Here is a 22565-nt window from a genome sequence, read left to right as displayed (position 1 = left end):
CGACGCAGATCCAAGGACGCATACCTAAGCGGTAAGATAGTTCCCACTGACGACCCATGTAGCAGAATACACCGATCAGGAAGTGGAAAATTACCAGCTGGTATGGGCCACCGTTGTACAGCCACTCATCGAGAGAAGCTGCTTCCCAAATGGGGTAGAAGTGAAGACCGATAGCGTTGCTGGAAGGAACAACAGCACCAGAGATGATGTTGTTTCCGTAGAGCAAGGAACCGGCAACGGGTTCGCGGATGCCGTCGATGTCAACTGGAGGAGCTGCTACGAAGGCGATGATGTAGCAGATGGTAGCGGTTAACAGAGTAGGAATCATCAGAACGCCGAACCAGCCTACATAAAGGCGGTTGTCGGTGCTGGTGATCCACTCGCAGAACCGATCCCAAGCGTTAGCATTAGTGCTGCGCTGTAAGGTTGTGGTCATGAGTGTATGATTGCTGGAATGATTTATTTTTCAAGGTTCGCGGTAGTGGAATCTCTACCGTTGTTTCTAGATTAAACCACTTGTAATGTTTTGTAAATATCTGTTGCATTTATTTTTGATAGTTGCTGTTGAGATTTTGTATTAGCGCAGCTTATCATTCTCTTGGGCAGAGGGCACGACGGCGGGGAGGCACGACGGCGGGGAGGCACGACGGCGGGGAGGCAGAGGGGAATTTGAATGTACATTCTCCCCATCTCCCCTGCTCACCTGCTCCCCATCTCCCCATCTCCTCTATTCCCCTGCTCACCTGCCCACCTAACCGGGAGGCCATTTCATCTGCCGTCCGCCGAGAATGTGCAGGTGCAGGTGGTATACGGTTTGTCCGCCATCTGAGCCATTATTAATGACGATGCGATAGCCGTTATCGAGTCCGACTTGCTGGGCGACGCGCTTTGCGGTCAACAGTAGGTGTCCCATCAGGGCGTGGTCTTGAGATTCGGCATCGGATATTTGGGCAATCGGCTGTTTGGGAACAACGAGGATGTGAACAGGCGCTTGGGGATTAACGTCTTTGAAGGCAAGGGCGAGGTCGTCCTCATAGACAATGTCAGCGGGAACTTCCCGACGGATGATTTTGCTGAAAATCGTTTCTTTGGCTTGAGTCATGCTGGATGATGAATTCGGCTAGCAGCATTCTACCTGTTGGGCTGCTTCAGGACTTACGCACGACGAGAAAAGAAACCCGGTTTCTTTGCGTATTCTTGGCGTAAGTCCTGTGTTGGTGGGAGAGACTTCGCGGGAACCCTAAAAACAAACCAAGTCATCGAGAATGCCATGCTAGCCAGAGTTTGGAGTGCAACCATCGTCGGTATCGACGCGGTTAAAGTAGGGGTGGAAGTTGATGTATCGGCGGGAGGTCTGCCGGGAATTGTTGTTTTAGGACTCCCGGATGTAGCAATTCAAGAGTCACGAGAACGGGTAAAGGCGATGCTAAAAAATTCTGGATACGCCTTTCCCTTACGTAAAATTGTCGTTAATTTAACTCCTGCCGATTTACGCAAAGAAGGGCCAAGTTTTGATTTACCTATCAGCGTAGGCATTCTGGCAGCATCGGAACAAGTGAGCGCTCAATTATTGGGGGATTATTTATTCCTGGGTGAGGTTTCCCTCGACGGCACCCTTCGTCCTGTTGCTGGCGTCTTGCCTATTGCTGCTGCTGCCAAACCCATGGGAATTGTGGGATTAGTGGTTCCGGCGGACAATGCACAAGAAGCTGCTGTAGTCAAGGGTTTAGCTGTTTACGGATTCAAACATTTGGAAGATGTGGCTAATTTTTTGAACCAGCCAGAACGTTACCAGCCAGTGCAATTCGATGGTATCAAAGAATTGGCTAAGATTCCGTTTACTGCGCCAGATTTAAAAGATGTGAAAGGGCAAACACACGCCAGACGTGCTTTAGAAATTGCCGCTGCTGGCGGACATAATTTAATTTTTGTCGGGCCTCCAGGTAGCGGTAAAACAATGTTAGCCAGACGCTTACCTGGAATTTTACCGCCTCTGACGTTTGAAGAAGCTTTGGAAGTGACGCAAATTTACTCGGTTGCTGGTTTACTTAAAAATAGAGGAACTTTGGTAAGCGATCGCCCGTTCCGCAGTCCTCACCATTCCGCCTCTGGTCCTTCTCTCGTCGGCGGTGGTAGTTTCCCCCGTCCAGGTGAAATTTCTTTAGCCCATCAAGGTATTCTTTTTATGGATGAGCTTACAGAGTTTAAACGCGATGTTTTAGAATTTTTACGTCAGCCATTAGAAGATGGTTTTGTTACTATTTCTCGCACCAAACAATCTGTTAGCTTCCCCGCTCAGTTTACCTTAGTAGCAAGTACTAATCCCTGTGCTTGCGGTTATTTTGGCGATCCGATTCAACCTTGTACTTGTACTACTAATAAACGCGAGCAATATTGGGCGAAACTTTCTGGCCCTTTGATGGATAGAATAGATTTACAAGTTGCTGTTAATCGTTTAAAAGCCGAGGAAATTACTCAACAACCACAAGGCGAGCCATCTGCACCCGTGCGGCAGAGAGTACAAGCAGCAAGAAATCGCGCCAGATTGCGATTTAAAGATGAACCTGCTGTGCGCTGTAATGCCCAAATGCAAAGCCATCACTTACAAAAATGGTGTCAGTTAGATGATGCTTCTCGGATGTTATTAGAAGCAGCAATTAGGAAATTAGGACTTTCGGCTAGGGCGAGCGATCGCGTCTTAAAAGTCTCTCTAACAATTGCCGATCTCGCTGGTGATGATACTATTAAACCCCACCACGTTGCCGAGGCAATTCAGTATCGCACTATCGATCGAATGCAGTAATTTAACGCGATTTGCTAATTGCTAATTGCTAATTGCTAATTGCTAATTGGGAAAGAGAGAGAGCTTCACACTAATATCTTTCCATTAGCCATTAGCCATTAGCCAGCAACTTGAGTTAATTTAGGTAAATTAGGAGATAGACAAATGTTAGGATTTGACCGCATTACTTTTGACCGCAACATCATGGCTGGACAAGCCTGCATTCGGGGAATGCGAATTACCGTTTCTTTGGTTTTAAATTTGCTAGCACATGGCAAATCAATTGACGATATTATAGCAGATTATCCCGAACTTGAACCGGCAGATATTCAACAATGTCTTGAATATGCGGCTTGGTTAGCTAAAGAACAAGTTTATCCGAGAGGGTGAGCAAATTTGATGAGATTTTTAGCGAATATGGGGATTTCTCCCCGCACCGTTAAGTGGTTGCGATTGCAAGGACACGACGCCATTCGTTTAGTAGAAAAAGGTTGGCAGCATTTAACCGATGAAGAAATTGTCATCCAGGCTCGCGAAGAAGAGCGTATTATCTTAACCAGAGATTTTGGCATTGATTCGCTCATCGTCATGAGCGGTGAACTATCGCCCAGTATCATTTTGTTGCGCCTCAACGATGAAAGACCAGAAATGGTGAATCAAATATTAGCAGAAGTGCTACCACAGTTGGCCAACGAATTGGAATTAGGCGCTATTATTACTGTCAGCGAAACAGCTATCCGCGTGCGAAAGTTGCCGATATGAGATGAGGTGGGCTGGAGTTTACCTAAGATTGCAGCTACAATGAGAATAAATTTGTCAATGACTGGTGGTACTGGTGGTAACTTATGAGTTACACACAAACAAAATTAGCAACCGACGAATGGGTAACGGCGACTTGGGATGAGTACATACAAGTTACTGGCGATCCGCAATTAGAAAACGCCAAATGTTATTATTATAACGGACACTTGCGAATTGAAATGACTCCTCAAGGCTACGACCACTCCTACGATAACTCCACGATTGGATTTGCTGTCCAATTGCTCGGCGGCTTCAGAGCCATTCCTATGAGTGCTTTGACTAACTGTACTTTTCGTCAAGCTAATGAAGCGGAAGCTCAACCAGATTTAGCTTTCTATATCGGCGACAATGCTGAAATTATTCCGCCCGATACATCTGTGGTTGATTTGGATGTTTACCCGCCTCCCGATCTCGTCATTGAAATTGCCAAAACTTCGCTTTCAGATGATATTGGTAGCAAGCGAATGCTCTACGAACGATTAGGAGTCGCTGAATATTGGGTAGTAAACGTGCGCCGATGCTTGTTGATTGCTTTTGCTGTTGCTGATGGTGGTAGCAAGCAGATATTTCAGTCTCAAGTTCTACCGAATTTACCCTTTAGTTTGCTGGAAGAAGCTTTACAACGGAGTCGTCAAACTGGTAGAAGTCAGCTATACGCTTGGTTAATTAATCAAATACAGGCACTTGGTAATTAGCAGCAGCAAAGTAAATGCGATCGCTACGTCAGAGAACCAAAGTAAAAAGTATCGGTTGCGGGATCGAAAGCAAAACGGATTCTTTCTAAAAAACCACCCAAGCCGATAAAAGAAGGAAAATTTCCCCATAATTCTTCTCTATCGGGTACAAAAATAGTTGCTTGTACCTCCAAGTCATCACCTAACTCTGCGACCAGCTTTAGATTCAATCGATAAATATTTCCATCCAGCCACATTCCTCTAATTAGCATTCTATCCCTAGCAAGAGCAAAAGCCGGATTAAGCCCTGCAAGTTGAGCAATCCAAGGCGCTAATATTACATAAGGCGCGCCTGTATCAACGACAGCTTCTATAATATTTCCAGCTACATCTACTTGGAGAAAAATGCGATTAGTGCTTTCACCTTGGGTAGCTGGACGATACTGATAACGAGTAGCACCTGTAGCAAAAGGATTGCCATTGTCAAAAAACAGAACCATTAATAAAGTACAGTAATTAAAGTATCCTTTGTATCATCTATCTGAGCCACTAATTCGTCAAGAGAAGCTGCATCGGCTAACAAGTCACCGTTGCGAACTGCTACCCAACGATTCAGATACTTAAGTCTATTTTCTCTTAACCAATCTTGATTAGCTGCAACCATTTTACGCCGCTCAGGGTTACTCGGAACAACAGTAACTTTGGGAGGTGCGAGAACATGAGCGTAATACTGGATTTGTTCATTTTCAGGATAAAGTTCAACGGCTCGAAAAGCTAGTTGACGTGCTATATGTAAACCACCGCGCTCAAAATCAGATTTAATCGCATTGATAAAATCTTCGGGTGAATTGTAAGTTGTGGGTAAACCTCTTGCTGCCAATTCAATTTGAAATTGTTCCCAAGGGATAATCTCTTCCTGGGTTTTTAGCTTTTGAGGAACTTTTTCATCGTTTTCCAGGTTTTGAACAAGGGTAAATAGTTTCTCCCAAACTTCCATACTGAGAAAGACACCCGATCGCTTTCCCTCGGCGTCTACAATAAACTTTACCTGTTGCAATAGTTCTTGAGTATTCATATTTGCTTCATAAAATTACACTATTCATAAAACGAGTTGCACCATCAAGGATTTCCTGCGACCAATATCGGGTATAAAGTCCAGCCTCAGCAGCAGACAGTAGGGTATCGCGCAGGTACATGGGGAACATAACACAGGAGTCTAAGAGAACAGGAAACTCAGCCATTTTATCAGTTGAATCGCTCCTACTCGTAGAATCCTGCTTCCTGGCTCATCTGGATTAAGCTATCCAACAGTTTACTGCGCTTATTATCCCGCTGTTCCTTGTATGCCATTAAATCTTGGAAACGAATGCGCCGATGTTTTCCTACTTTGATGTGAGGAATTTCTCCCTGCTCTAGTAACTTGATCAGAAAGGGTCTTGACACGTTCAGAATATCAGCTGCTTCCTGGGTTGTCAGTTCGCGATTATGAGGCACTAAGGTAATAGCTTGACCTGATGCCATTGCACGAACGACTTGACGCAGTACGGTGTAAACAGACTCAGGAATTAAAACCTCTTCTCCATTAATGCCTACAAGTTTCCCCTGAGAACCTTCCAAACTCAGTACTCGCTCCAATTGGGCAATCAATTCTGTTTCTTGTGGCTGAATAATTGATTCTAATGGTAATTTTTGCTTCAACATAATGCCAGCATGATGATGTGATGATCTAGGTGCTAGGAGAAGGTTTTCTATAGAAAACCTTCTCCTAGCATGACAAAAAACTGCACAAGCTGAATCAAGACAGTGGAATATTAATACCACTGACTTATGAAAACCTAGCGAATTGACAATTTTAGGCTTTTATACAGCTTTTGCGAACCTTGCTCTAGATACAGCTTCCTGTATCTAGAGCATAACACTCGTTTAGAATAAATGCAACATTCGCAACAAACGAAAGATCCGAAAAGCTTTGGGCGATCGCGGCGAATGTCAACTGCGATCAATAGGTCGCCCAGCCTTAAGTTGTAAAATAAGACGGTTGCACTCTGTGGCGGACTGTCAGCACCCCGCTCTAAAGAGACGGGGCTTCATGCCTCAGACCTTTAGGTAGCTGACCAGCCTCAGTCTTAACTGACTACGTTTTTAGGGTCATGACACCTATAGATGCTTTCCAGTCTTTAGCTCTGTCGTTTGTGGTTAAACATCTTTACGAGGGGTAAGGACGTGCTGCAAGCAGAACTTGCCTTAAAAACATGGGCGAGGAACACATTACCCCAGAAATGGGAGATCCTGCTGCGATGCGTACAGGGCGAACGATTTGAAACGGTAATTGTCCCGTTGAAAGTGCATGACAAAAGCACCCCGAATCTAGTAACCCCAAGGCTCACGCAGCATCAAACAACATTCTTCTCACGGCGGCCGGGGCCGCTTGTATCGCATTTCCTCCCTGCTCTAAAGAGACAGGGCTTCCATGCTCTCAGGAGATTTACGTGATCGAGCGATATACGTTGCCTGAAATGGGCAATCTGTGGACGGAAACCTATAAACTTAAGACTTGGCTCCAGGTAGAAATAGCCGTTTGCGAGGCGCAAGCGGAACTGGGTTATATCCCCGCTGAGGCGGTTGAGGAAATTAAGGCGAAGGCGAATTTTGACCCCCAGCGGGTGCTGGAAATTGAAGCAGAAGTCCGCCACGATATGATCGCCTTTTTAACCAACGTCAACGAATATGTCGGCGATGCGGGACGTTATATCCATTTGGGGTTAACGAGTTCGGATGTGCTGGATACGGCGTTGGCGCTGCAATTGGTAGCGAGTGTAAATGTATTGTTGGAACGGTTGGAAGATTTAATCCAAGCGATTCGCTACCAAGCGCAACAGCATCGGAATACGGTGATGATCGGGCGATCGCATGGTATCCACGCCGAACCGATCACCTTTGGGTTTAAACTAGCAGGATGGCTGGCAGAAGTATTGCGTCACCGCGATCGCTTGGTGCGACTCCGCCAAGATATCGCCGTTGGTAAAATCTCCGGTGCGGTGGGAACTTATGCCAATATTGAACCCCATGTAGAAGCACTTGCTTGTCAAAAACTCGGACTCCAACCCGATAACGCATCTACACAGGTAGTCTCGCGGGATATTCACGCCGATTTTGTCCAAACTTTAGCATTAGTTGCTGCTTCAATCGAACGCTTTGCGGTGGAAATTCGCAACTTGCAACGCACAGATGTTTTAGAAGTTGAAGAATATTTCTCCAAAGGACAAAAAGGCTCTTCCGCCATGCCCCACAAACGCAACCCGATTCGTTCGGAACGACTGACGGGGATGGCAAGAATTATCCGCGGACACGCAGTTGCTGCGATCGAAAATGTCGCGCTTTGGCACGAAAGAGACATCTCTCACAGTTCCGTGGAACGGGTAATCTTTCCCGACGCCTGTATCTTAACCCACTTCATGTTAGTGGAGATTACCGATCTGGTGAAACACCTGTTAGTTTATCCCGAAAACATGGCGCGGAATATGAACGTTTACGGCGGCGTTGTATTCAGTCAGCGGGTGTTATTAACCTTGGTAGAAAAGGGAATAAGTCGCGAAGAAGCATATGCAATTGTACAATCTTGCGCGCATCAAGCTTGGAATAAACCCGATGGTAATTTCCACGATTTGATTGCAAAAGATAGTCGCGTTACCCAGGTATTATCGCCAGAAGAAATAGAAGCTTGCTTCGCTCCCCAGCACCATTTGAAACATTTAGAGCAGGTGTATCAGCGTCTGAGTATCTGAGTCGGGGTAGGCTTTACCTATATCATATCCAGTTACTTACGGTTCGCTCATTTGGGAGGGAGTTAGAGAAATTGGACTCTAGGAACCCTTTATTGGAGGCAGATAGTTTTTCCTAAACGAAAAACTATCTGCCTCCGGTAATCAAACACTTGCTGTGGATGGGGAAATCGCTCTTAACAGTAAATAGACGCCAATAAATTTACATCAAGCCATATTGATGCCTGCTCAAAAAAAGCTGTATATTAAATTTTAATTAATCAAAACTCAACCTTGGTGAGGCGCTTTTTCCCCCGTTTTGGTTGATTTAACTGCGCCAAAGCTGATTGTGCTTTTTCTAATCTCGACAGCAGCGCTTTTTGTGCCCATGCAGCTGCTGATCCTCAAACTCAGGAAACTTCTTGCAACATCCTACGAAGACAGACAAGGCTATCTCCCGTTCCACGCTGGACATCTTCAACTGTTTCGTATTCGATAGTCCAATACCCTTGATAACCAGAGTCTAGAAGCTCCTTGAGAATTGGCTTCCAAACGATTTCTCCCTCGCCAAAGGCACAGTACTCTGTGCCACCGTTGCTCCATCGAACATCTTTCCAATGGCTGTAGTTCACCCACGGCAAGATATAGCGTAGCGCCATTAAGGGATCGACACCTTCTTTCAAGAAGTTTGCTGGATCAAAATTTACACCAACTGCAGGGCTTTTTATACCTTCCATGATCTTTGCTGTCTGTTGACCATTGACTGTAAGCCCTCCATGATTTTCTATAGCTAGCTTAATTCCATGTTCTTGGGCGTAATCTCCTACAAGGTTGAAGGCGTAATGGAGGCGGTTAAAAACTTCTGAGGAAATATTCTCACTTACACTATCACCAGTAAAAATTCTCACTACCTCTGCTTTCAACCGCTTGGCTATGTCCACAAAACGTTGAACTTTCTGAATCTGCTCTGACAAATCTGATTTATCCATCAACGTGAAGTCGTTATTGGCTGCTATGCAGACTACGCGCACACCAATCTCTTCAGCCCAACTTGCAACCCGATCTACTTCCTCGTCACTGCAACTATCAAGCAGATGTTTAGGTGTTGTAGGATCTACATTAACCTCTACTGACTCTATACCTAAATTAGCTGCTAAACGGAAGTATTGTGGGATTTCTAACTCTCTATAACCCCATGCAGCACAGGCAAATTTAACTTGGTTGTTATTAGTATTTGACATCACGTACCTGTACACTACTCAGTACAATGTATCTTTGACTTTAGGACTAACTATTTTCCGATGGGGCAGCACGAAGGACAGTTTTGGCTAGTACTGTAATTATTGCGTTTAGGATGACGATAATACCTAAAGCACCTCGGAGGTCAATCAAATCGGCAGCGAACCCGATCAGGGGTGGACCGCACAGAAATCCAAAGTAGCCTGCAGTTGTTATTGCCGCGAGGGCAAGACCGGGGGCTATTCCTGGAGTGAGTCCTGCCGCACTCAGCACAATCGGACCAATGGAGGCTAAGCCCATACCAACGCAGGCGAAGCCGATGAGCGCTGTAACAGGCTGGGCAATTACTAAAGACAACGCCAATCCACCACCAGCCACAATACTGCCGAGGCGTATCATCCATACTGGACCCAGATGTTGGGTGAGCCAATCTCCTAGGAAGCGACCCACGGCCATCGTCATTGAAAAGACTGCGTATCCAGCAGCAGCCAGTCCAGGTCCAGTGTTAAGTGTATTCTGGAGATAGATCGCGCTCCAGTCAGCCATCGCACCTTCTCCCAGCAGACCACAAAACGCCACTACCGCCAACCCCAGGAGTAATCCCGTCGGTGGAGCAAAAACTGGCTCTTCATGGCTATCGGTTTTAATATCGGCTGACAATAACCAATTTGATGCTGCGATCGCAACTATTCCCAGCAAGATTCCAGCGCCGAGCAAGTGTAGAACGGGATCAACCCCTAAATAGGCCAACCAACCACTGCCAGCTGCACAACTCATACCGCCCACACTGAACATACCGTGAAATGACGACATGATCGGTCTGCCGTAACGTTTCTCGACATCAACGCCTTGGCTGTTGATGCTGACATCGGTGGCTCCGTTAAAAGCTCCGAATAGCACTAATGACACTTCCAGTATTGGTTCATTAGGAGCTAACGCTAGTAGGGGCAGCACCATGCAGTAGCCCAGCACTGCTATTGTGGTTACCAAGCGGCTGTCAAAGCGAGCAAGTAACCACCCCGTTGCTGGCATAGTTACTACCGCACCAATCGCCATACCCAGTAACACACGTCCGAGCTCACCATTACTCAACTCAAGTTTCTGTTGTACAGTTGGGATGCGTGCAACCCAGTTGGCAAACACTGCACCCTGAATGTAAAACAGTGCTGCTACAGCAAGGCGAGCAGCACTTGGCACTTCCTTTTGTATCTGTTCATTCAGCCGCTCTTCAAACATCTCCTCCTTTCATTCCTCCTTTCATGGGTAATATCATGTCCAGTAGCAACGGTTGTGTAACTGCTAATAGCTAATCGCTAATGGCTGCTCTGGAGGCAATTGACAAGCTTGCAATTAGCAATTAGCAATTAGCCATCCATACACTACCGATACCTCAGGACATGATATAACAGGTTAAGATAGCGCGAACAAAGTCAATAAGCAATTATGCTGAATATCATGAGTTGATCACACGCTCTAGCCACGCTCGATCAATCGCTTCCAGTGAATCCAGCACAATATCTGCGGCTGCAAATTCAGGATTCTCTCGTTCCTCTGCTGCTGGAATTACGATACATCGCATACCCGCATTTTTGGCACTCATCATCCCACGAATAGAATCTTCAACCGCAACACATTTGCTTGGATGTACGCCAAGAAGACGTGCAGTCGTCAAATAAACTGCTGGATGGGGTTTGCCAAATTCCTCGGTTTCCGCCGAATTTAAAACATCGAATGCGTCTTGCAAACCTAGCCTCTTGAGTACCAAGTGGACTAAAGACATGGGCGATGAAGTTGCTAACGCCAGGGGTAACTGCATCCTCCGACAAAGTTGTACGGCTTCGACTGCACCGGGCATTGGCTTCCCCTCTGTCGCCACAAGTTCGCCAACCCGATTGAGGATGCGTTCGGCAACTGCGGACTGGTTAACACCTGTCCAAGGGAACCGTGCGTACCAATAACTAACGACTTCATCGGTACGCAAGCCCATTGTTTGAGAACACATGCTCTGTGTAAGCGGCACTCCTAGGTTGTTGAATACCTCTATTTCCGCTCTGCACCATAGCGGTTCGCTGTCTATTAATACACCGTCCATATCAAAGATCGCAGCTACGTCCAGCATGACAACTTTCCTCAAGCGTTCATCTCCACAACGGTGCGCGTACCTGGTTGGGGACTCCAGGCGGTTAGTTCGGTTGGAAGCTTCTCTAGAGGTATCATCCGACCCAGCAGTTGCTCAAAAAATTTTTCGTCGCGTTTAATGTAAGCGATCGCTGCCTCCATAGTCTGGTCTGTGGCACCTGCAAAGGATGAGATCACAGTAATTTCCCGCATAAATAGCTCGTGTGGGGATACTGGTAAGGAAATCCCTTGCTTGGGAACACCATAAATGCATACTATACCAGCCTTCCTTACCAGACGCAGGGCAGTGGCAAGACCATCTGGCGAACCCGAACACTCGACGATTAAGTGCGCCCGATCGGGTTCTGGCACCTCGACCCGTTGAATTCCCAATCTATCTACCCAAGGAAGCGACGCTTTAGTGATGTCGTACAGGTAGATTTCCCCATCGAAGTTGGGGGAATGAGTTAGCAGGTAGGAAATCAGAACACCAGAAAGTCCTCCACCGATAATCAGGGTTTTTGGTCGGGATACCGACAACAGATTGGTAGCAGCCAGAATGCGACCAGCTCCCCTCACCGCACAACTTAGAGGCTCGATCAGAACCCCCAATGCTGGATTGTCCAATTCAAAGGGATGCAAGGACTTCCTGGGTGCGCGAATTTTCTGGGCATATCCACCGTCCTGGTTGACACCGAGTTCCTGCAAATTGAGGCAGTGACTGGTAAGTTGCTCTTGGCAATAGGTGCATTGACCACAGGAAATCTCGTTATTCAGGGCAAAATAACCTTTTTCCTGAGGTAGCCGACAAACTACCTCATGACCCAAGATGCGCTCTTCATCTAAGCCCGCCATTGTCAACTGTTGGTCTGTCTTGCATACTCCAACAAATTCCACATCGGCAATGACCAAAAAAATGGGTTTCAAGCCCCGCCCTTATAGGGCGGCTTTCGAGCCAAGAGAATCAACTTAAAATATTCAATTGGCGCCATCTTCTAGAAAACTGGCACTTAACAGAAGCAGAATACAATGATTGGAATGAAAGATGCTATAATTGTCAGATGAAATTACGCTATCGTTACCGAATTTATCCAACAGACTCTCAAAAAATCGCACTGGCTAAACTGTTCGGTTGCGTGAGAGTCGTGTGGAACGATGCGTTAGCTTTTTGTCAAGCAGCCTATCGCCAAGGAGAGAAATACAAAGGAGAATCTTTCCTGCAAAAACAATTTATTACTCAAGCAAAGCAGACTCAGGAAAGACAGTGGTTGTCAGAGGTTTCTAATATTCCCTTGCAGCAATCTATCCGCGATTTAGGACAGGCGTACAAAAACTTTTTTAATTCTTGCACTGGTAAGCGCCAAGGGAAAAAAGTTAAACCGCCTAAATTCAAAAAGAGAAAATCAACACAAGCAGCAAAGTTTAGAGCAGGCGGCTTTAAAATAAAACAACATCATGTCTATTTAGCTAAGATCGGGTTGATTAAAGTTGAATGGAGTCGGGCATTACCTGATGAACCTTCAAGCGTTACAGTACTCAAAGATGCTGCTGATAGATATTTCTTGAGTTGCGTGGTGGAGGTGTTTCCCCAGAAGTTACAATCCAATGACCAAGCGATTGGAATTGATTTAGGAATCATCGAATTTGCCACTTTCAACAATGGCGACAAAGTTAAAGCACCCAAGCCACTTAAGAAAAAGCTCCATCGATTAAGAAAACTTCAAAGGCATTTGTCTAGAAAACAGAAAGGAAGTAAACGGCGCGAGGTGGCTAGGAGAAATATAGCAAGGCTGCACGCTAAAATATCTGATACCAGAACCGACTTTCTGCATAAATTATCAACTAAAGTTATTCGCGAGAATCAAACAATAGCTTTAGAAGATTTAAACGTCAGCGGGATGCTGAAAAACCGTAAATTAGCTCGTGCTATTTCCGATTTAGGCTGGCGCAGTTTTCGGACTATGTTAGAGGCTAAAGCCGCCATGTATGGGCGAGATTTACGGATAATTAGCCGTTGGGAAGCTACCTCTCAAACCTGCTCTTGTTGTGGTGAAAAAGGTGGTAAAAAAGAACTTGATGTCAGGGAGTGGACTTGTCTATTTTGTGGGACAACTCACGACCGAGACATTAACGCCGCCACCAATATTTTAAAAGTCGCGTCAGGGCATTCCGAGACTAAAAACGGACGCGGAGGAAGGCATAAGACTACTATTAAAGTAGCAGCATCCTGTGAAACGTCAACCCACCAAAAGTACGAGCAATTCAGCTTGTTCTAGTAGGAATCCCCGTCCGTTCCACGGCGGGGAGGATGTCAATTCTCCATCCTGGACATTTGTTGGCGTGCTGACTTCACGGATTTCTATCTGATTAACTCCGTATAGAACTGCGGCTTTCAATTGACACCTCCTTCAGGTACAGATTCGGTTGAAAGCATCCGACCGAGCTTTTGCAGCACCTGATCGAGAACCCCAATGGTACGGTCAATTTCCTCGTAGCTGATGTCGAGATAGGGGGCGAACTTCAGGACGTTAAGGTCATATCCCCCTGTTTGCAGGATCATTCGCCAAGTCTTGCCAAGCCATGTAAAGTCGTTGTCTTGGGCGATCGCCGCTGCCAGTTGGGCAGAATTGCGATACGGTACACCCCTTTCATCCGCAAAAACCATATTCAGGAGCAGTCCCAAGCCATCAACGCTGTAGACAAAGCGATGACGCTCTGATTCGATCTCTGGATTTCGATAGCCGAAGTTACAACTTGAATGCCACATTCCTGTATCAATGTAGGTGTTGGCATCGTTGTCGAAAACTAACCCTCCCTGACAACTACTGACGAAGATGGGGTTCTCTTGATAGTGAACAGTATCTCCCCAGGAAAGACATTCCCGATCGATTTTCCGCAGCTCCTCAACGCTTGCTTTTGGTAGTGTCTTTAGGTTGTCACCAGATCTTACCGCTTGTGAATCAACTCCTTTCCCCAAGAGCATTTCCGTACTTGCTTCACTTATCAATTCTGTGTTTATGTTCAACAACTCCTTCTCCCTCCAAAATACTTTCTCTTGTTTCTAACCTGACTATTTCTACTAACTAGCCAACAATTTTGCTCCGAGTTACTAATGCTCGGTCAATTCCTTGTAATTCGCGGTAAAACCTTGAAGAACTCTGTTTAGTTTTCGACTTTGAATCCTTCAAACGTCGTTGGGAAGCCCTGACCAGTTGGGGAGGCACACATAACCCCCACACTCACAGTCTCAATTGATGTCAGATGGGCCAATCTGAGCAGGGTGTATTTCTCCCCCTCTAGAGAGTAGAGTACCTGCAAGGCTGACCCCTGTCGAATCACACGCATCCAAATCGAAGAGAGGTTTTGTGGTATAGAGACAAAAGATGCGTCTGAGTAATCGTGGGTAACTACAACAATAACTTCCAGCACGCCATCAATAAGTTCAATCCCACACTTCAGCCAATTGGCTTCATCCAAACGCACCATCAATCCTGCCTGGTCGTATTGCTCCTGATACTGACCACTAATTTTCACCTCAGCAATAAAATCACCCGTGACTTGTTTGTAATAGAAGTGTGCATTATCGCTGATGAAGTCGTAGTGGGTCTGGCGCCAGAAATCTGTCTTGTGAGTTGAGGTAATTTTAATGGTCTCATTTTGAGAGTCCCAGATCAGAGGCTCATTGTGCCAGTTCATCACAGTTGTCTTCCTAGAGATAATTTCTTGTTCATTACTTTTCATTTACCAAACCATGTGTTTTTTCTACACAATTTCCAACACAATATACCCGCTCGGTAGCGGTAAAGTAGATAAGCCAGTAAGGTGATTTTTTACTGTATGGTATAGCCGCCATCAACTGTCAAGGATTGTCCAGTAACAAACGAAGCCCCGTCTGAACATAGCCACACGACTGCTTCGGCAACTTCTTCCGGCTCACCGATCCGCCCCAATGGATGCTTTGCTATCATTTGTCCTTTGGCTTCATCGCTATTGCCAAGGAAGGGGTTACTGCTGAGGAAACGGTTTAGCATTGCAGTTTCGATCGAGCCAGGAGACACTGCATTGATTCGGATGCCGGATTTAGCATACTCCAATGCTGCTGATTTCGTCATTCCTAAAACACCATGCTTGCTGGCAGCATAAATAGAGGAAGCAGGCATACCAACCAGTCCAGATATCGAAGAAGTATTAACAATAGTACCACCACCAAGCTTAAGCATCTCTAAGATTTCATATTTCATCGACAACCACAACCCTTTAAGATTAATGTCAATGATGGAATCAAATTCCTCCTCAGTCTGCTCAACGAGCGTTTTTATTGGTCCCTCAATACCTGCATTGTTGAAGGCGATATCTAGACTACCATAAGTTGCCACGGTTTTGTTAACCAATGCCTCAACTTCTACCGCTTTTGAAACGTCGGTTTTAACGAAAAAAGCTTCACCGCCTATATCTTTAATCAACTGTGCGGTTTCTTCACCCTCTAGGGTTCGCCGACTGGCAACGACAACTTTAGCTCCTTCTTTGGCAAAAGCCAGTGCCGTAGCCCTACCAATCCCGGAGCTACCACCAGTTATCAAAGCTACTTTACCTACCAGTCTTTCCATTTTAAAAATATCCTCCTAGGTTTGGCGCTCATGTCATGTTTTTTGTGACCTACAAAATTAAAACATATATTTAGCACACTTGCACAGCATTTTTGGCTCTCCCATAGTTGAAGTGATAATAAAAATTTCTAAATCATTGTGAGAAGCTCAGAGCATAAAGGTTGTAGGTTGGGTTCTTGGAACGAAAAGGTAGAAATAGCCGTTTGCGAGGCGCAAGCGGAACTGGGTTATATCCCCGCCCAAGCAGTCGAGGAAATTAAGGCGAAGGCGAATTTTGACCCCCAGCGGGTGCTGGAAATTGAAGCAGAAGTCCGCCACGATATGATCGCCTTTTTAACCAACGTCAACGAATATGTCGGCGATGCGGGACGTTATATCCATTTGGGGTTAACGAGTTCGGATGTGCTGGATACGGCGTTGGCGCTGCAATTGGTAGCGAGTGTAAATGTATTGTTGGAACGGTTGGAAGATTTAATCCAAGCGATTCGCTACCAAGCGCAACAGCATCGGAATACGGTGATGATCGGGCGATCGCATGGTATCCACGCCGAACCGATCACCTTTGGGTTTAAACTAGCAGGATGGCTGGCAGAAGTATTGCGTCACCGCGATCGCTTGGTGCGCCTCCGCCACGATATCGCCGTTGGTAAAATATCCGGTGCGGTGGGAACTTATGCCAATATCGAACCGCGTGTCGAAGCACTCACTTGTCAAAAACTGGGACTTCAACCTGATACTGCATCTACTCAAGTAGTATCGCGCGATCGCCACGCCGATTTTGTCCAAACTTTAGCATTAGTTGCTGCTTCAATCGAACGCTTTGCGGTGGAAATTCGCAACCTACAACGCACAGATGTTTTAGAAGTCGAAGAATTCTTCTCCAAAGGACAAAAAGGCTCTTCCGCCATGCCCCACAAACGCAACCCGATTCGTTCGGAACGACTGACGGGAATGGCAAGAATTATCCGCGGACACGCAGTTGCTGCGATCGAAAATGTTGCGCTTTGGCACGAAAGAGATATCTCTCACAGTTCTGTAGAACGGGTCATTTTACCCGACGCTTGTATCTTAATGCACTTCATGTTAGTGGATCTTACTGATTCGGTGAAACACCTATTAGTTTATCCGGAAAACATGGAACGAAATATGAACGTTTACGGCGGCGTTGTATTCAGTCAGCGGGTGTTATTAACCTTGGTAGAAAAGGGAATAAGTCGCGAAGAAGCGTATGCAATCGTACAATCTTGCGCGCATCAAGCTTGGAATAAACCCGATGGTAATTTCCACGATTTGATTGCAAAAGATAGTCGCGTTACCCAGGTATTATCGCCAGAAGAAATAGAAGCTTGCTTCGCTCCGCAGCACCATTTGAAACATTTGGATTGGGTGTATCAGCGCCTGAGTATCTGAGTCGGGGTAGGCTTTACCTATCTCATGTCCGGTTAGAGTTGTTGTAGGGGCAGGTTTTACCAATAAAATTTGCCTCCTACAGATATCCGATCAAAACCCGTCCCTACCGATGCGATCGCGAAGCGGCTAATGGCTAATGTCAGGAAAAAAGCAATTAGCAATTAGCAATTAGCAATGTCTACTTATTTAAAACCTGATCGATTAATTTCACCCATGTATGAAACTCGTTCAAAGGTCTTACCTCAACCGCTCTTACTGCAAAAGGATCTTGGTATAAGTTGAGCTTTTGCTTAATAAGCAACCAGAAGAAGGGGAGATCGTCTACTAAATATCTTTTCCACAAACGCTTTGGTTCAGACAGAAGTCGATACAACCACTCTAGTCCTACCTGACTCACCCATTTAGGCGCTCGTGGTTTGGCACCAGCTTCAAAGTCAATGGTTGCACCAATTGCTAAAAATATTTTGATATTTTTTAACTGGTCTTTGTATTTAAAAATCCATTTTTCTTGTTTAGGACATCCTACACCTATTGCCAGAACTGTGGCTCCCGATTCCTCGATCAAACCAACTATTTTTTGGCATTCACTTTCATTTTTTTCAAAACCAAAAGAGGGAGAATACGCACCAACAACTATTTCCCTGCCTACCTTTTGATTGATTCTTTCCCCAGCTTTTTTCGCGATTCCTTCAGCGGCTCCCAACAAAAAAATTCTAGTTGATTTATTATTTTTTAAAAAATAATAAAAATCAGCAAGAAAATCAGATCCGGAAATCTTTTCTTTGAGGGGAGAACCCAAAAATTTTGAAGCCCAAAATATAATCTGACTATCACAAACACGATAATTACATAGTTGGTAAATCTGATAAAACTCTCGATCTTTTTGGAGTTTAATCAAATGATATACATTGGGTGTTATTAAAATTACACCCGGCTGAGTCAGTTTTTCTAGCAACTCTTGTTTCGAGATGTTGTCGATAGATACATTGAGTATATTAACCTTGTTCATGATTCTTGCTCCTCCATGGGAAAAATTATTGACGAATTCGATTCCATTCAGGTAACTTGAAAGAGCTATTTTTCAATATTTACGCCATTGATGGTTAGCCTTGAAAAATAGCTGCAACGTATAGCTCAGTACCCCAAAGATCGCTGTAGTCCAAATCCCGATTATCAAACATTCCGACGACCTGGAAACCATTTTTGGCTAGAAGAAGTTCCAATTCCTTAGAGGAAAACAAACGATATCTACAGTAATCTTCTATCGGTTTTTCTCCCGGAAGGTTCCAAATTCGCTGGCGATCCAGAAAATGTTGGCGCTGTCGGAAAATAGACTTGGCGATTGCTTCCCCATAAAATCTTTCTGAAACGCTCTTCAATGGCTTTTTATTCAACCTGTTTTCAGGCATATAACCGTCACCATTCAAAGCTTCTAGGATCAGCAAGGTTCCCGTTTTTGCGTGGTCGGCATAGGTCTGTAACCTCCGATCAAGATCCCGATTGGTCAGTGCATAATTGATTGCCCATCTTAAGGATAAGATCCCATCGAAGCGCTGCTGCAAGCGGAACGAACTTGTATCGCCTACTTTAAACGTCAAGTTTGGATATCTAAACTGAGCAGAGCGAACAATTTGCAGTCTATCGTCGATACCCACACAGTTTGGACAGATGCGGGACAAAGCATTCAGTTCCCGACCCAGACCGCATCGAATATCCAAGATGGAGGAAGGAACGCGCTGCAAGTAACGGACAAACATCCGCTGACACATTTTGGACAGTTCAATGTCTAAGGCAGAATAAATCTGTTCGTGAAGTTCAATTTGAGAATACAGTGACCGATCTAGTTGCTGAGTTATTAACATGAAGTACCTCTGTGAATATTTTTCAAATCACCCTGATGATTAGATTTTTTAGTTTTTATCAATTACCAAGAGCGTACAACTCAACATCGTCAATTAAGCACGCCACTTAAATTAGATAGATGCGAGCGCAATTGTTTTACTTCCCATACTTTTAACCCCATACAACATCCTCAAGTTTGTCTGCTACTTAAGCAAATATTTGTGTAAACTTTGTGGAAATTAAGCGCTGCTTTGCCGAAATTAATATTTCTTTACATTAAAAACGGGATCGCATCCCATAAGTCTGGTTGCAGCACTGGGCAGATATATTCCTATACTTGCCCCTGTTGTAAAATTGCTTCCGACCTAGACAAAGATTTGTTTATTTTTTTAGCGAATATTCGGCTCGTTTTCGGGCGAGAATTTCTTGTCTCAATTTGGCATTTTTTTTAGCCAGTTGAGTTGGCAATTTTTTGATGGTCAGCTGATAATTAACCCGAACTAAAACCTCTTCGACCTTAAGGGGTTCAGTGATATAATCGGCTGCGCCTACAGAAAAAATTTTGACAACATCATCGAACTGAGTAGGAACATCCATGAAAATGATTGGAATTGAGCAAGTCCCTGGATTTGCTTTCAGAGCAGCACAGACTTCATAACCACTCATATCTCGCAGATACATCTTGAGCAAAATTAAATCTGGTAGCTTTGTTTGTACGGTTTTGATTGCCGTTGCTCCAGTTAATGCCTTGCGAAGTTTATAACCTTGTTTTATCAGTAATGTGGATAAAAAGAGCAGGTTATGTGGACGGTCATCAATAATTAACAGCGTGCTTCCAGTTACGCTGACTAAATTTTCCTTCATGTTTGATTAAGCACTGGTTACATTTGCTACTGACATAACCCCAGAGAGTACAGGGAGTCATTTGCGTCTCCAACTTGGCTGGAATCGATCTGAAAAATGCGTAGATGCTTTTCTGATGGCTGTATAAATAGTTTCCATCCAAATGCCAGACTCGTGCAACTCAAGATCGCAAGTTAAGCACGCAACTTAAGATTATTTCTCTCTATAGAGCGATGCGATCGCACTTGCTTGAGTTCCAATACTTGCACCCGCAGACATAATCCTCAAGTTTGTCGGATGCTTAGCCAGGATTTGTGTAAAATTTGTGCAAATTAAGCTTTACTTGACAAAAATTTAGATTTTTTTTAGATTTAAAAGGCCAGCAACCGGGTTTCGACCTAGACTCACAGAAACCCGGTTTCTTTGCGTAAGTCTTGGCATTTTTTCTATCCTGGGACAGAGGCCAAGGGTAAACTGTTATTGTAGAAGCAATAAAATTGTTGGTTAAAAAGTTGAGACCAACATGCTTGCCTTGTAGGGCTAACGATTAGAAAACCCAACTATAGCACTTGGGAGGCTTTATTTTGGTGTCCCCAGCAGATCAGCCACCAAAGCGTAAGCGAGGTGTTATCCTAACTCCTCAAGGTTGGCAGCGCTTGCAAGCAGCAAAGCGGCAGTCAGAAATTGAAGAAAATTCTCGTAACCCCTACACTTTGGAACAATTGAGCGCTCGCACTTCTTTGAGTACCAATACCCTCGTCAGAATACACAACCGCAAAATTGCAGTAGATCGGCAAAGTCTGGAATATTATTTTGCCGCGTTTAATTTAAATTTGAATGAGATGGATTGTAGCAAACTTTCCCCTGAAAGTCTAGAGAGTCCGCCAAAAATCTTGCTCAAAGGTCAAGTACCGCTCAATTCCCCTTTTTATGTAGAGCGTCCCCCGATCGAACCGCTGTGTGACGAAACTATTTTGCAACCTGGGGCGTTAATTCGGATCAAAGCACCCAAACAGATGGGTAAAACCTCTCTGATGGCGAGGATTCTCCAGCAAGCGAGAGCGAAAAATCTCAAAACAGTGACTTTAAGCTTCCAACTGGCGGATGCTACGGTTTTTACCGATTTAAATCGCTTTCTCCAGTGGTTTTGTGCGATTGTGACTCGAAGTTTGGGACTCCCCAATCAAATTGCTGACTATTGGGATGAGATTTTTGGCGCTAATTACAACTGTACGGATTACTTCGAGAATTATTTGTTGGCAAACATTGAAAGTCCGCTGGTTTTGGCATTAGATGAACTGGACGTAGTGTTTAATTACCCGGAAATTGCCACCGATTTTTTCGGCTTGCTGCGAGCTTGGTATGAAAAGAGCAAGTATGGCGATTCGGGTAGCGATGTTTGGCAAAAACTGCGGTTAATAGTGGTACATTCTACCGAAGTTTATATCCCGCTCAATCTCAATCAATCGCCTTTTAATGTGGGGTTATCGATTGATCTGCCAGAGTTTACCAGCGAACAGGTGCTTTATTTAGCCAGTCTGTACCAATTGAATTGGCAGCGGGAGGAAGTAGAAAGTTTAATGGGTTTGATTGGGGGGAATCCTTATTTAGTGCAGGTGGCACTCCATGGCATTAGCTGTGAAGAGATGACGCTGGAACAGTTATTAAAAACCGCAGTTGCAGAAACCGGAATTTATAGCAATTATCTGCGAGGAATCTTGTGGAATCTCAAACATTATCCAGAACTGATGAAGGCGCTGACGCGAGTGGTGCTGTCACCCAATCCGCTGGAATTGGATCCGGTGCAGGGGTTTAAATTGCAAAGTATGGGACTGGTGCGGGAACAAGATCGGGGATTCGTCCCCAGCTGCGATTTGTATCGTCAGTATTTTCGAGAATGCTTCAGCAGATCCCAGTTGAACGCCATCGAAGAAAGTCGCTTCGCCACGATTGTTGTCACCGATGCGGTCAATTTTGCGGCGCTGGTAAAAGCCGATTCAGAACGAACGCAGAATCAACTTTATCAAGACTTAGAGTTGATCTCCCAGCTATCTATGCAGTTTGAAGGTCAGGTAATTAAATCGATTGAAACTGGGTTAGCGATCTACTTTCCGAATGCGACCAATGCAGTAAAATGCGCCCGAGAGATTCAACGGACATTCAATCAGGCGGCGGAACTCGCGAAAGAACCCGTGCTAATTCATCGCATTGGTATTCATATAGGAGAGGTGATTTTCAATTGCAGCGATATTACCGGAACTGGGGTCAAGATTGCGGAGCGCTTGCAAGGGGAAGCTCCCTCTGGAGGGATTTGTATTTCCCACGCAGTTTATGAAGCGGTCAAACCTTATCTTCCCCTGGAATTGCTCGACTTGGGGGAACAGGAATTTGAGGGAATTGAACAACCGATATGGCTGTATCAAATTGAGCTGGATTTTGAATTCAATAACTTGCAAGTGCCAACGTAAGGTGCGTTACTATACCAGCC

The 22565-nt window shown here is 45.0% G+C and carries 25 protein-coding genes; 8 read left to right on the top strand and 17 right to left on the bottom strand.

The features are described from left to right. Both MiSe_RS14870 and MiSe_RS14865 read right to left on the bottom strand, forming a co-directional pair. Positions 1-436: photosynthetic reaction center family protein (locus MiSe_RS14870; protein WP_507770137.1), on the bottom strand; the 436-nt coding region annotated here is incomplete at its 3' end. Positions 437-751: 315 nt separating this feature from the next. Continuing rightward, positions 752-1102: a histidine triad nucleotide-binding protein gene (locus MiSe_RS14865; RefSeq protein WP_226580781.1), complete on the bottom strand. Its 351-nt coding sequence runs from the start codon at positions 1100-1102 to the stop codon at positions 752-754. Positions 1103-1270: 168 nt separating this feature from the next. On the opposite strand from MiSe_RS14865, the gene MiSe_RS14860 reads away from it, so the two are divergent. From MiSe_RS14860 to MiSe_RS14845, 4 genes are all read left to right on the top strand, one after another. Next, positions 1271-2803, top strand: coding sequence for a YifB family Mg chelatase-like AAA ATPase (locus tag MiSe_RS14860; protein WP_226580779.1), 1533 nt, complete (start codon positions 1271-1273; stop codon positions 2801-2803). 144 nt (positions 2804-2947) lie between these two features. Beyond that, positions 2948-3172, top strand: coding sequence for a DUF433 domain-containing protein (locus tag MiSe_RS14855; protein WP_226580777.1), 225 nt, complete (start codon positions 2948-2950; stop codon positions 3170-3172). Between the two features lie 9 nt (positions 3173-3181). Then, positions 3182-3544, top strand: a complete 363-nt coding sequence (locus MiSe_RS14850) for a DUF5615 family PIN-like protein (RefSeq protein WP_226580790.1) — start codon at positions 3182-3184, stop codon at positions 3542-3544. 83 nt (positions 3545-3627) lie between these two features. Then, a complete protein-coding gene (locus MiSe_RS14845) occupies positions 3628-4278 on the top strand; it encodes a Uma2 family endonuclease (protein ID WP_226580774.1) in 651 nt (216 codons plus the stop codon). Positions 4279-4301: 23 nt separating this feature from the next. On the opposite strand, the gene MiSe_RS14840 is transcribed toward MiSe_RS14845, so the two are convergent. The 4 genes from MiSe_RS14840 to MiSe_RS14825 are packed head-to-tail and all read right to left on the bottom strand — an operon-like array spanning position 4302 to position 5958. Then, complete coding sequence (locus MiSe_RS14840) at positions 4302-4757, bottom strand: pepsin/retropepsin-like aspartic protease family protein (protein WP_226580772.1); 456 nt, start codon at positions 4755-4757, stop codon at positions 4302-4304. Continuing rightward, positions 4757-5332: a hypothetical protein gene (locus MiSe_RS14835; RefSeq protein WP_226580769.1), complete on the bottom strand. Its 576-nt coding sequence runs from the start codon at positions 5330-5332 to the stop codon at positions 4757-4759. The genes MiSe_RS14840 and MiSe_RS14835 overlap by 1 nt, the downstream gene beginning before the upstream one ends. A gap of 7 nt (positions 5333-5339) precedes the next feature. Beyond that, a complete protein-coding gene (locus MiSe_RS14830) occupies positions 5340-5498 on the bottom strand; it encodes a hypothetical protein (RefSeq protein WP_226580766.1) in 159 nt (52 codons plus the stop codon). Between the two features lie 19 nt (positions 5499-5517). Next, positions 5518-5958: a helix-turn-helix domain-containing protein gene (locus tag MiSe_RS14825; protein ID WP_226580762.1), complete on the bottom strand. Its 441-nt coding sequence runs from the start codon at positions 5956-5958 to the stop codon at positions 5518-5520. 788 nt (positions 5959-6746) lie between these two features. On the opposite strand from MiSe_RS14825, the gene purB (MiSe_RS14820) reads away from it, so the two are divergent. Next, positions 6747-8042: an adenylosuccinate lyase gene (gene purB, locus MiSe_RS14820; protein WP_226580760.1), complete on the top strand. Its 1296-nt coding sequence runs from the start codon at positions 6747-6749 to the stop codon at positions 8040-8042. Positions 8043-8428: 386 nt separating this feature from the next. Here purB (MiSe_RS14820) and MiSe_RS14815 read toward each other — a convergent pair whose 3' ends face one another. From MiSe_RS14815 to MiSe_RS14800, 4 genes are all read right to left on the bottom strand, one after another. Further along, complete coding sequence (locus tag MiSe_RS14815; protein WP_226580757.1) at positions 8429-9259, bottom strand: sugar phosphate isomerase/epimerase family protein; 831 nt, start codon at positions 9257-9259, stop codon at positions 8429-8431. 46 nt (positions 9260-9305) lie between these two features. Then, positions 9306-10454 (bottom strand): MFS transporter, encoded by a 1149-nt coding sequence (locus tag MiSe_RS14810; RefSeq protein WP_226580753.1) that lies wholly within the window; start codon positions 10452-10454, stop codon positions 9306-9308. Positions 10455-10710: 256 nt separating this feature from the next. Then, the gene (gene hxpB / locus MiSe_RS14805; protein ID WP_226580751.1) at positions 10711-11376 is read right to left on the bottom strand and encodes a hexitol phosphatase HxpB; all 666 of its coding nucleotides are present in this window, start codon (positions 11374-11376) and stop codon (positions 10711-10713) included. A gap of 11 nt (positions 11377-11387) precedes the next feature. Beyond that, complete coding sequence (locus MiSe_RS14800) at positions 11388-12302, bottom strand: zinc-binding dehydrogenase (protein WP_226580748.1); 915 nt, start codon at positions 12300-12302, stop codon at positions 11388-11390. 134 nt (positions 12303-12436) lie between these two features. Here MiSe_RS14800 and MiSe_RS14795 point away from each other — a divergent pair, with 134 nt between their 5' ends. Beyond that, positions 12437-13651 carry an RNA-guided endonuclease InsQ/TnpB family protein gene (locus MiSe_RS14795; protein WP_226580743.1) on the top strand — a complete coding sequence of 405 codons (1215 nt, stop codon included), beginning with the start codon at positions 12437-12439 and terminating at the stop codon, positions 13649-13651. Here MiSe_RS14795 and MiSe_RS14790 read toward each other — a convergent pair. From MiSe_RS14790 to MiSe_RS14775, 4 genes are all read right to left on the bottom strand, one after another. Beyond that, positions 13613-13771: a hypothetical protein gene (locus MiSe_RS14790; RefSeq protein ID WP_226580740.1), complete on the bottom strand. Its 159-nt coding sequence runs from the start codon at positions 13769-13771 to the stop codon at positions 13613-13615. The genes MiSe_RS14795 and MiSe_RS14790 overlap by 39 nt on opposite strands. Continuing rightward, positions 13768-14403 (bottom strand): hypothetical protein, encoded by a 636-nt coding sequence (locus MiSe_RS14785; RefSeq protein WP_226580737.1) that lies wholly within the window; start codon positions 14401-14403, stop codon positions 13768-13770. The genes MiSe_RS14790 and MiSe_RS14785 overlap by 4 nt, the downstream gene beginning before the upstream one ends. 134 nt (positions 14404-14537) lie before the next feature. After that, on the bottom strand, positions 14538-15071 hold the full coding sequence (locus tag MiSe_RS14780) for a DUF1349 domain-containing protein (protein ID WP_226580788.1): 534 nt from the start codon (positions 15069-15071) through the stop codon (positions 14538-14540). A gap of 134 nt (positions 15072-15205) precedes the next feature. Further along, positions 15206-15982, bottom strand: coding sequence for an SDR family oxidoreductase (locus MiSe_RS14775; RefSeq protein ID WP_226580734.1), 777 nt, complete (start codon positions 15980-15982; stop codon positions 15206-15208). 132 nt (positions 15983-16114) lie between these two features. On the opposite strand from MiSe_RS14775, the gene purB (MiSe_RS14770) reads away from it, so the two are divergent. Continuing rightward, complete coding sequence (gene purB, locus MiSe_RS14770; RefSeq protein ID WP_507770138.1) at positions 16115-17392, top strand: adenylosuccinate lyase; 1278 nt, start codon at positions 16115-16117, stop codon at positions 17390-17392. 178 nt (positions 17393-17570) lie between these two features. On the opposite strand, the gene MiSe_RS14765 is transcribed toward purB (MiSe_RS14770), so the two are convergent. From MiSe_RS14765 to MiSe_RS14755, 3 genes are all read right to left on the bottom strand, one after another. Further along, on the bottom strand, positions 17571-18401 hold the full coding sequence (locus MiSe_RS14765) for a WecB/TagA/CpsF family glycosyltransferase (protein WP_226580727.1): 831 nt from the start codon (positions 18399-18401) through the stop codon (positions 17571-17573). A gap of 94 nt (positions 18402-18495) precedes the next feature. Continuing rightward, on the bottom strand, positions 18496-19254 hold the full coding sequence (locus tag MiSe_RS14760) for a class I SAM-dependent methyltransferase (protein WP_226580724.1): 759 nt from the start codon (positions 19252-19254) through the stop codon (positions 18496-18498). A gap of 361 nt (positions 19255-19615) precedes the next feature. Next, a complete protein-coding gene (locus MiSe_RS14755) occupies positions 19616-20098 on the bottom strand; it encodes a response regulator (RefSeq protein WP_226580720.1) in 483 nt (160 codons plus the stop codon). 566 nt (positions 20099-20664) lie between these two features. Here MiSe_RS14755 and MiSe_RS14750 point away from each other — a divergent pair. Beyond that, complete coding sequence (locus tag MiSe_RS14750; protein WP_226580717.1) at positions 20665-22545, top strand: AAA-like domain-containing protein; 1881 nt, start codon at positions 20665-20667, stop codon at positions 22543-22545. Positions 22546-22565 lie beyond the last annotated feature (20 nt).

The organism is Microseira wollei NIES-4236 (assembly GCF_020521235.1).
Taxonomy (GTDB): Bacteria; Cyanobacteriota; Cyanobacteriia; order Cyanobacteriales; family Aerosakkonemataceae; genus Microseira; species Microseira wollei.
Note: the sequence above shows the minus strand (reverse complement) of the source record. Positions and strands in the feature narration are given on the sequence as shown.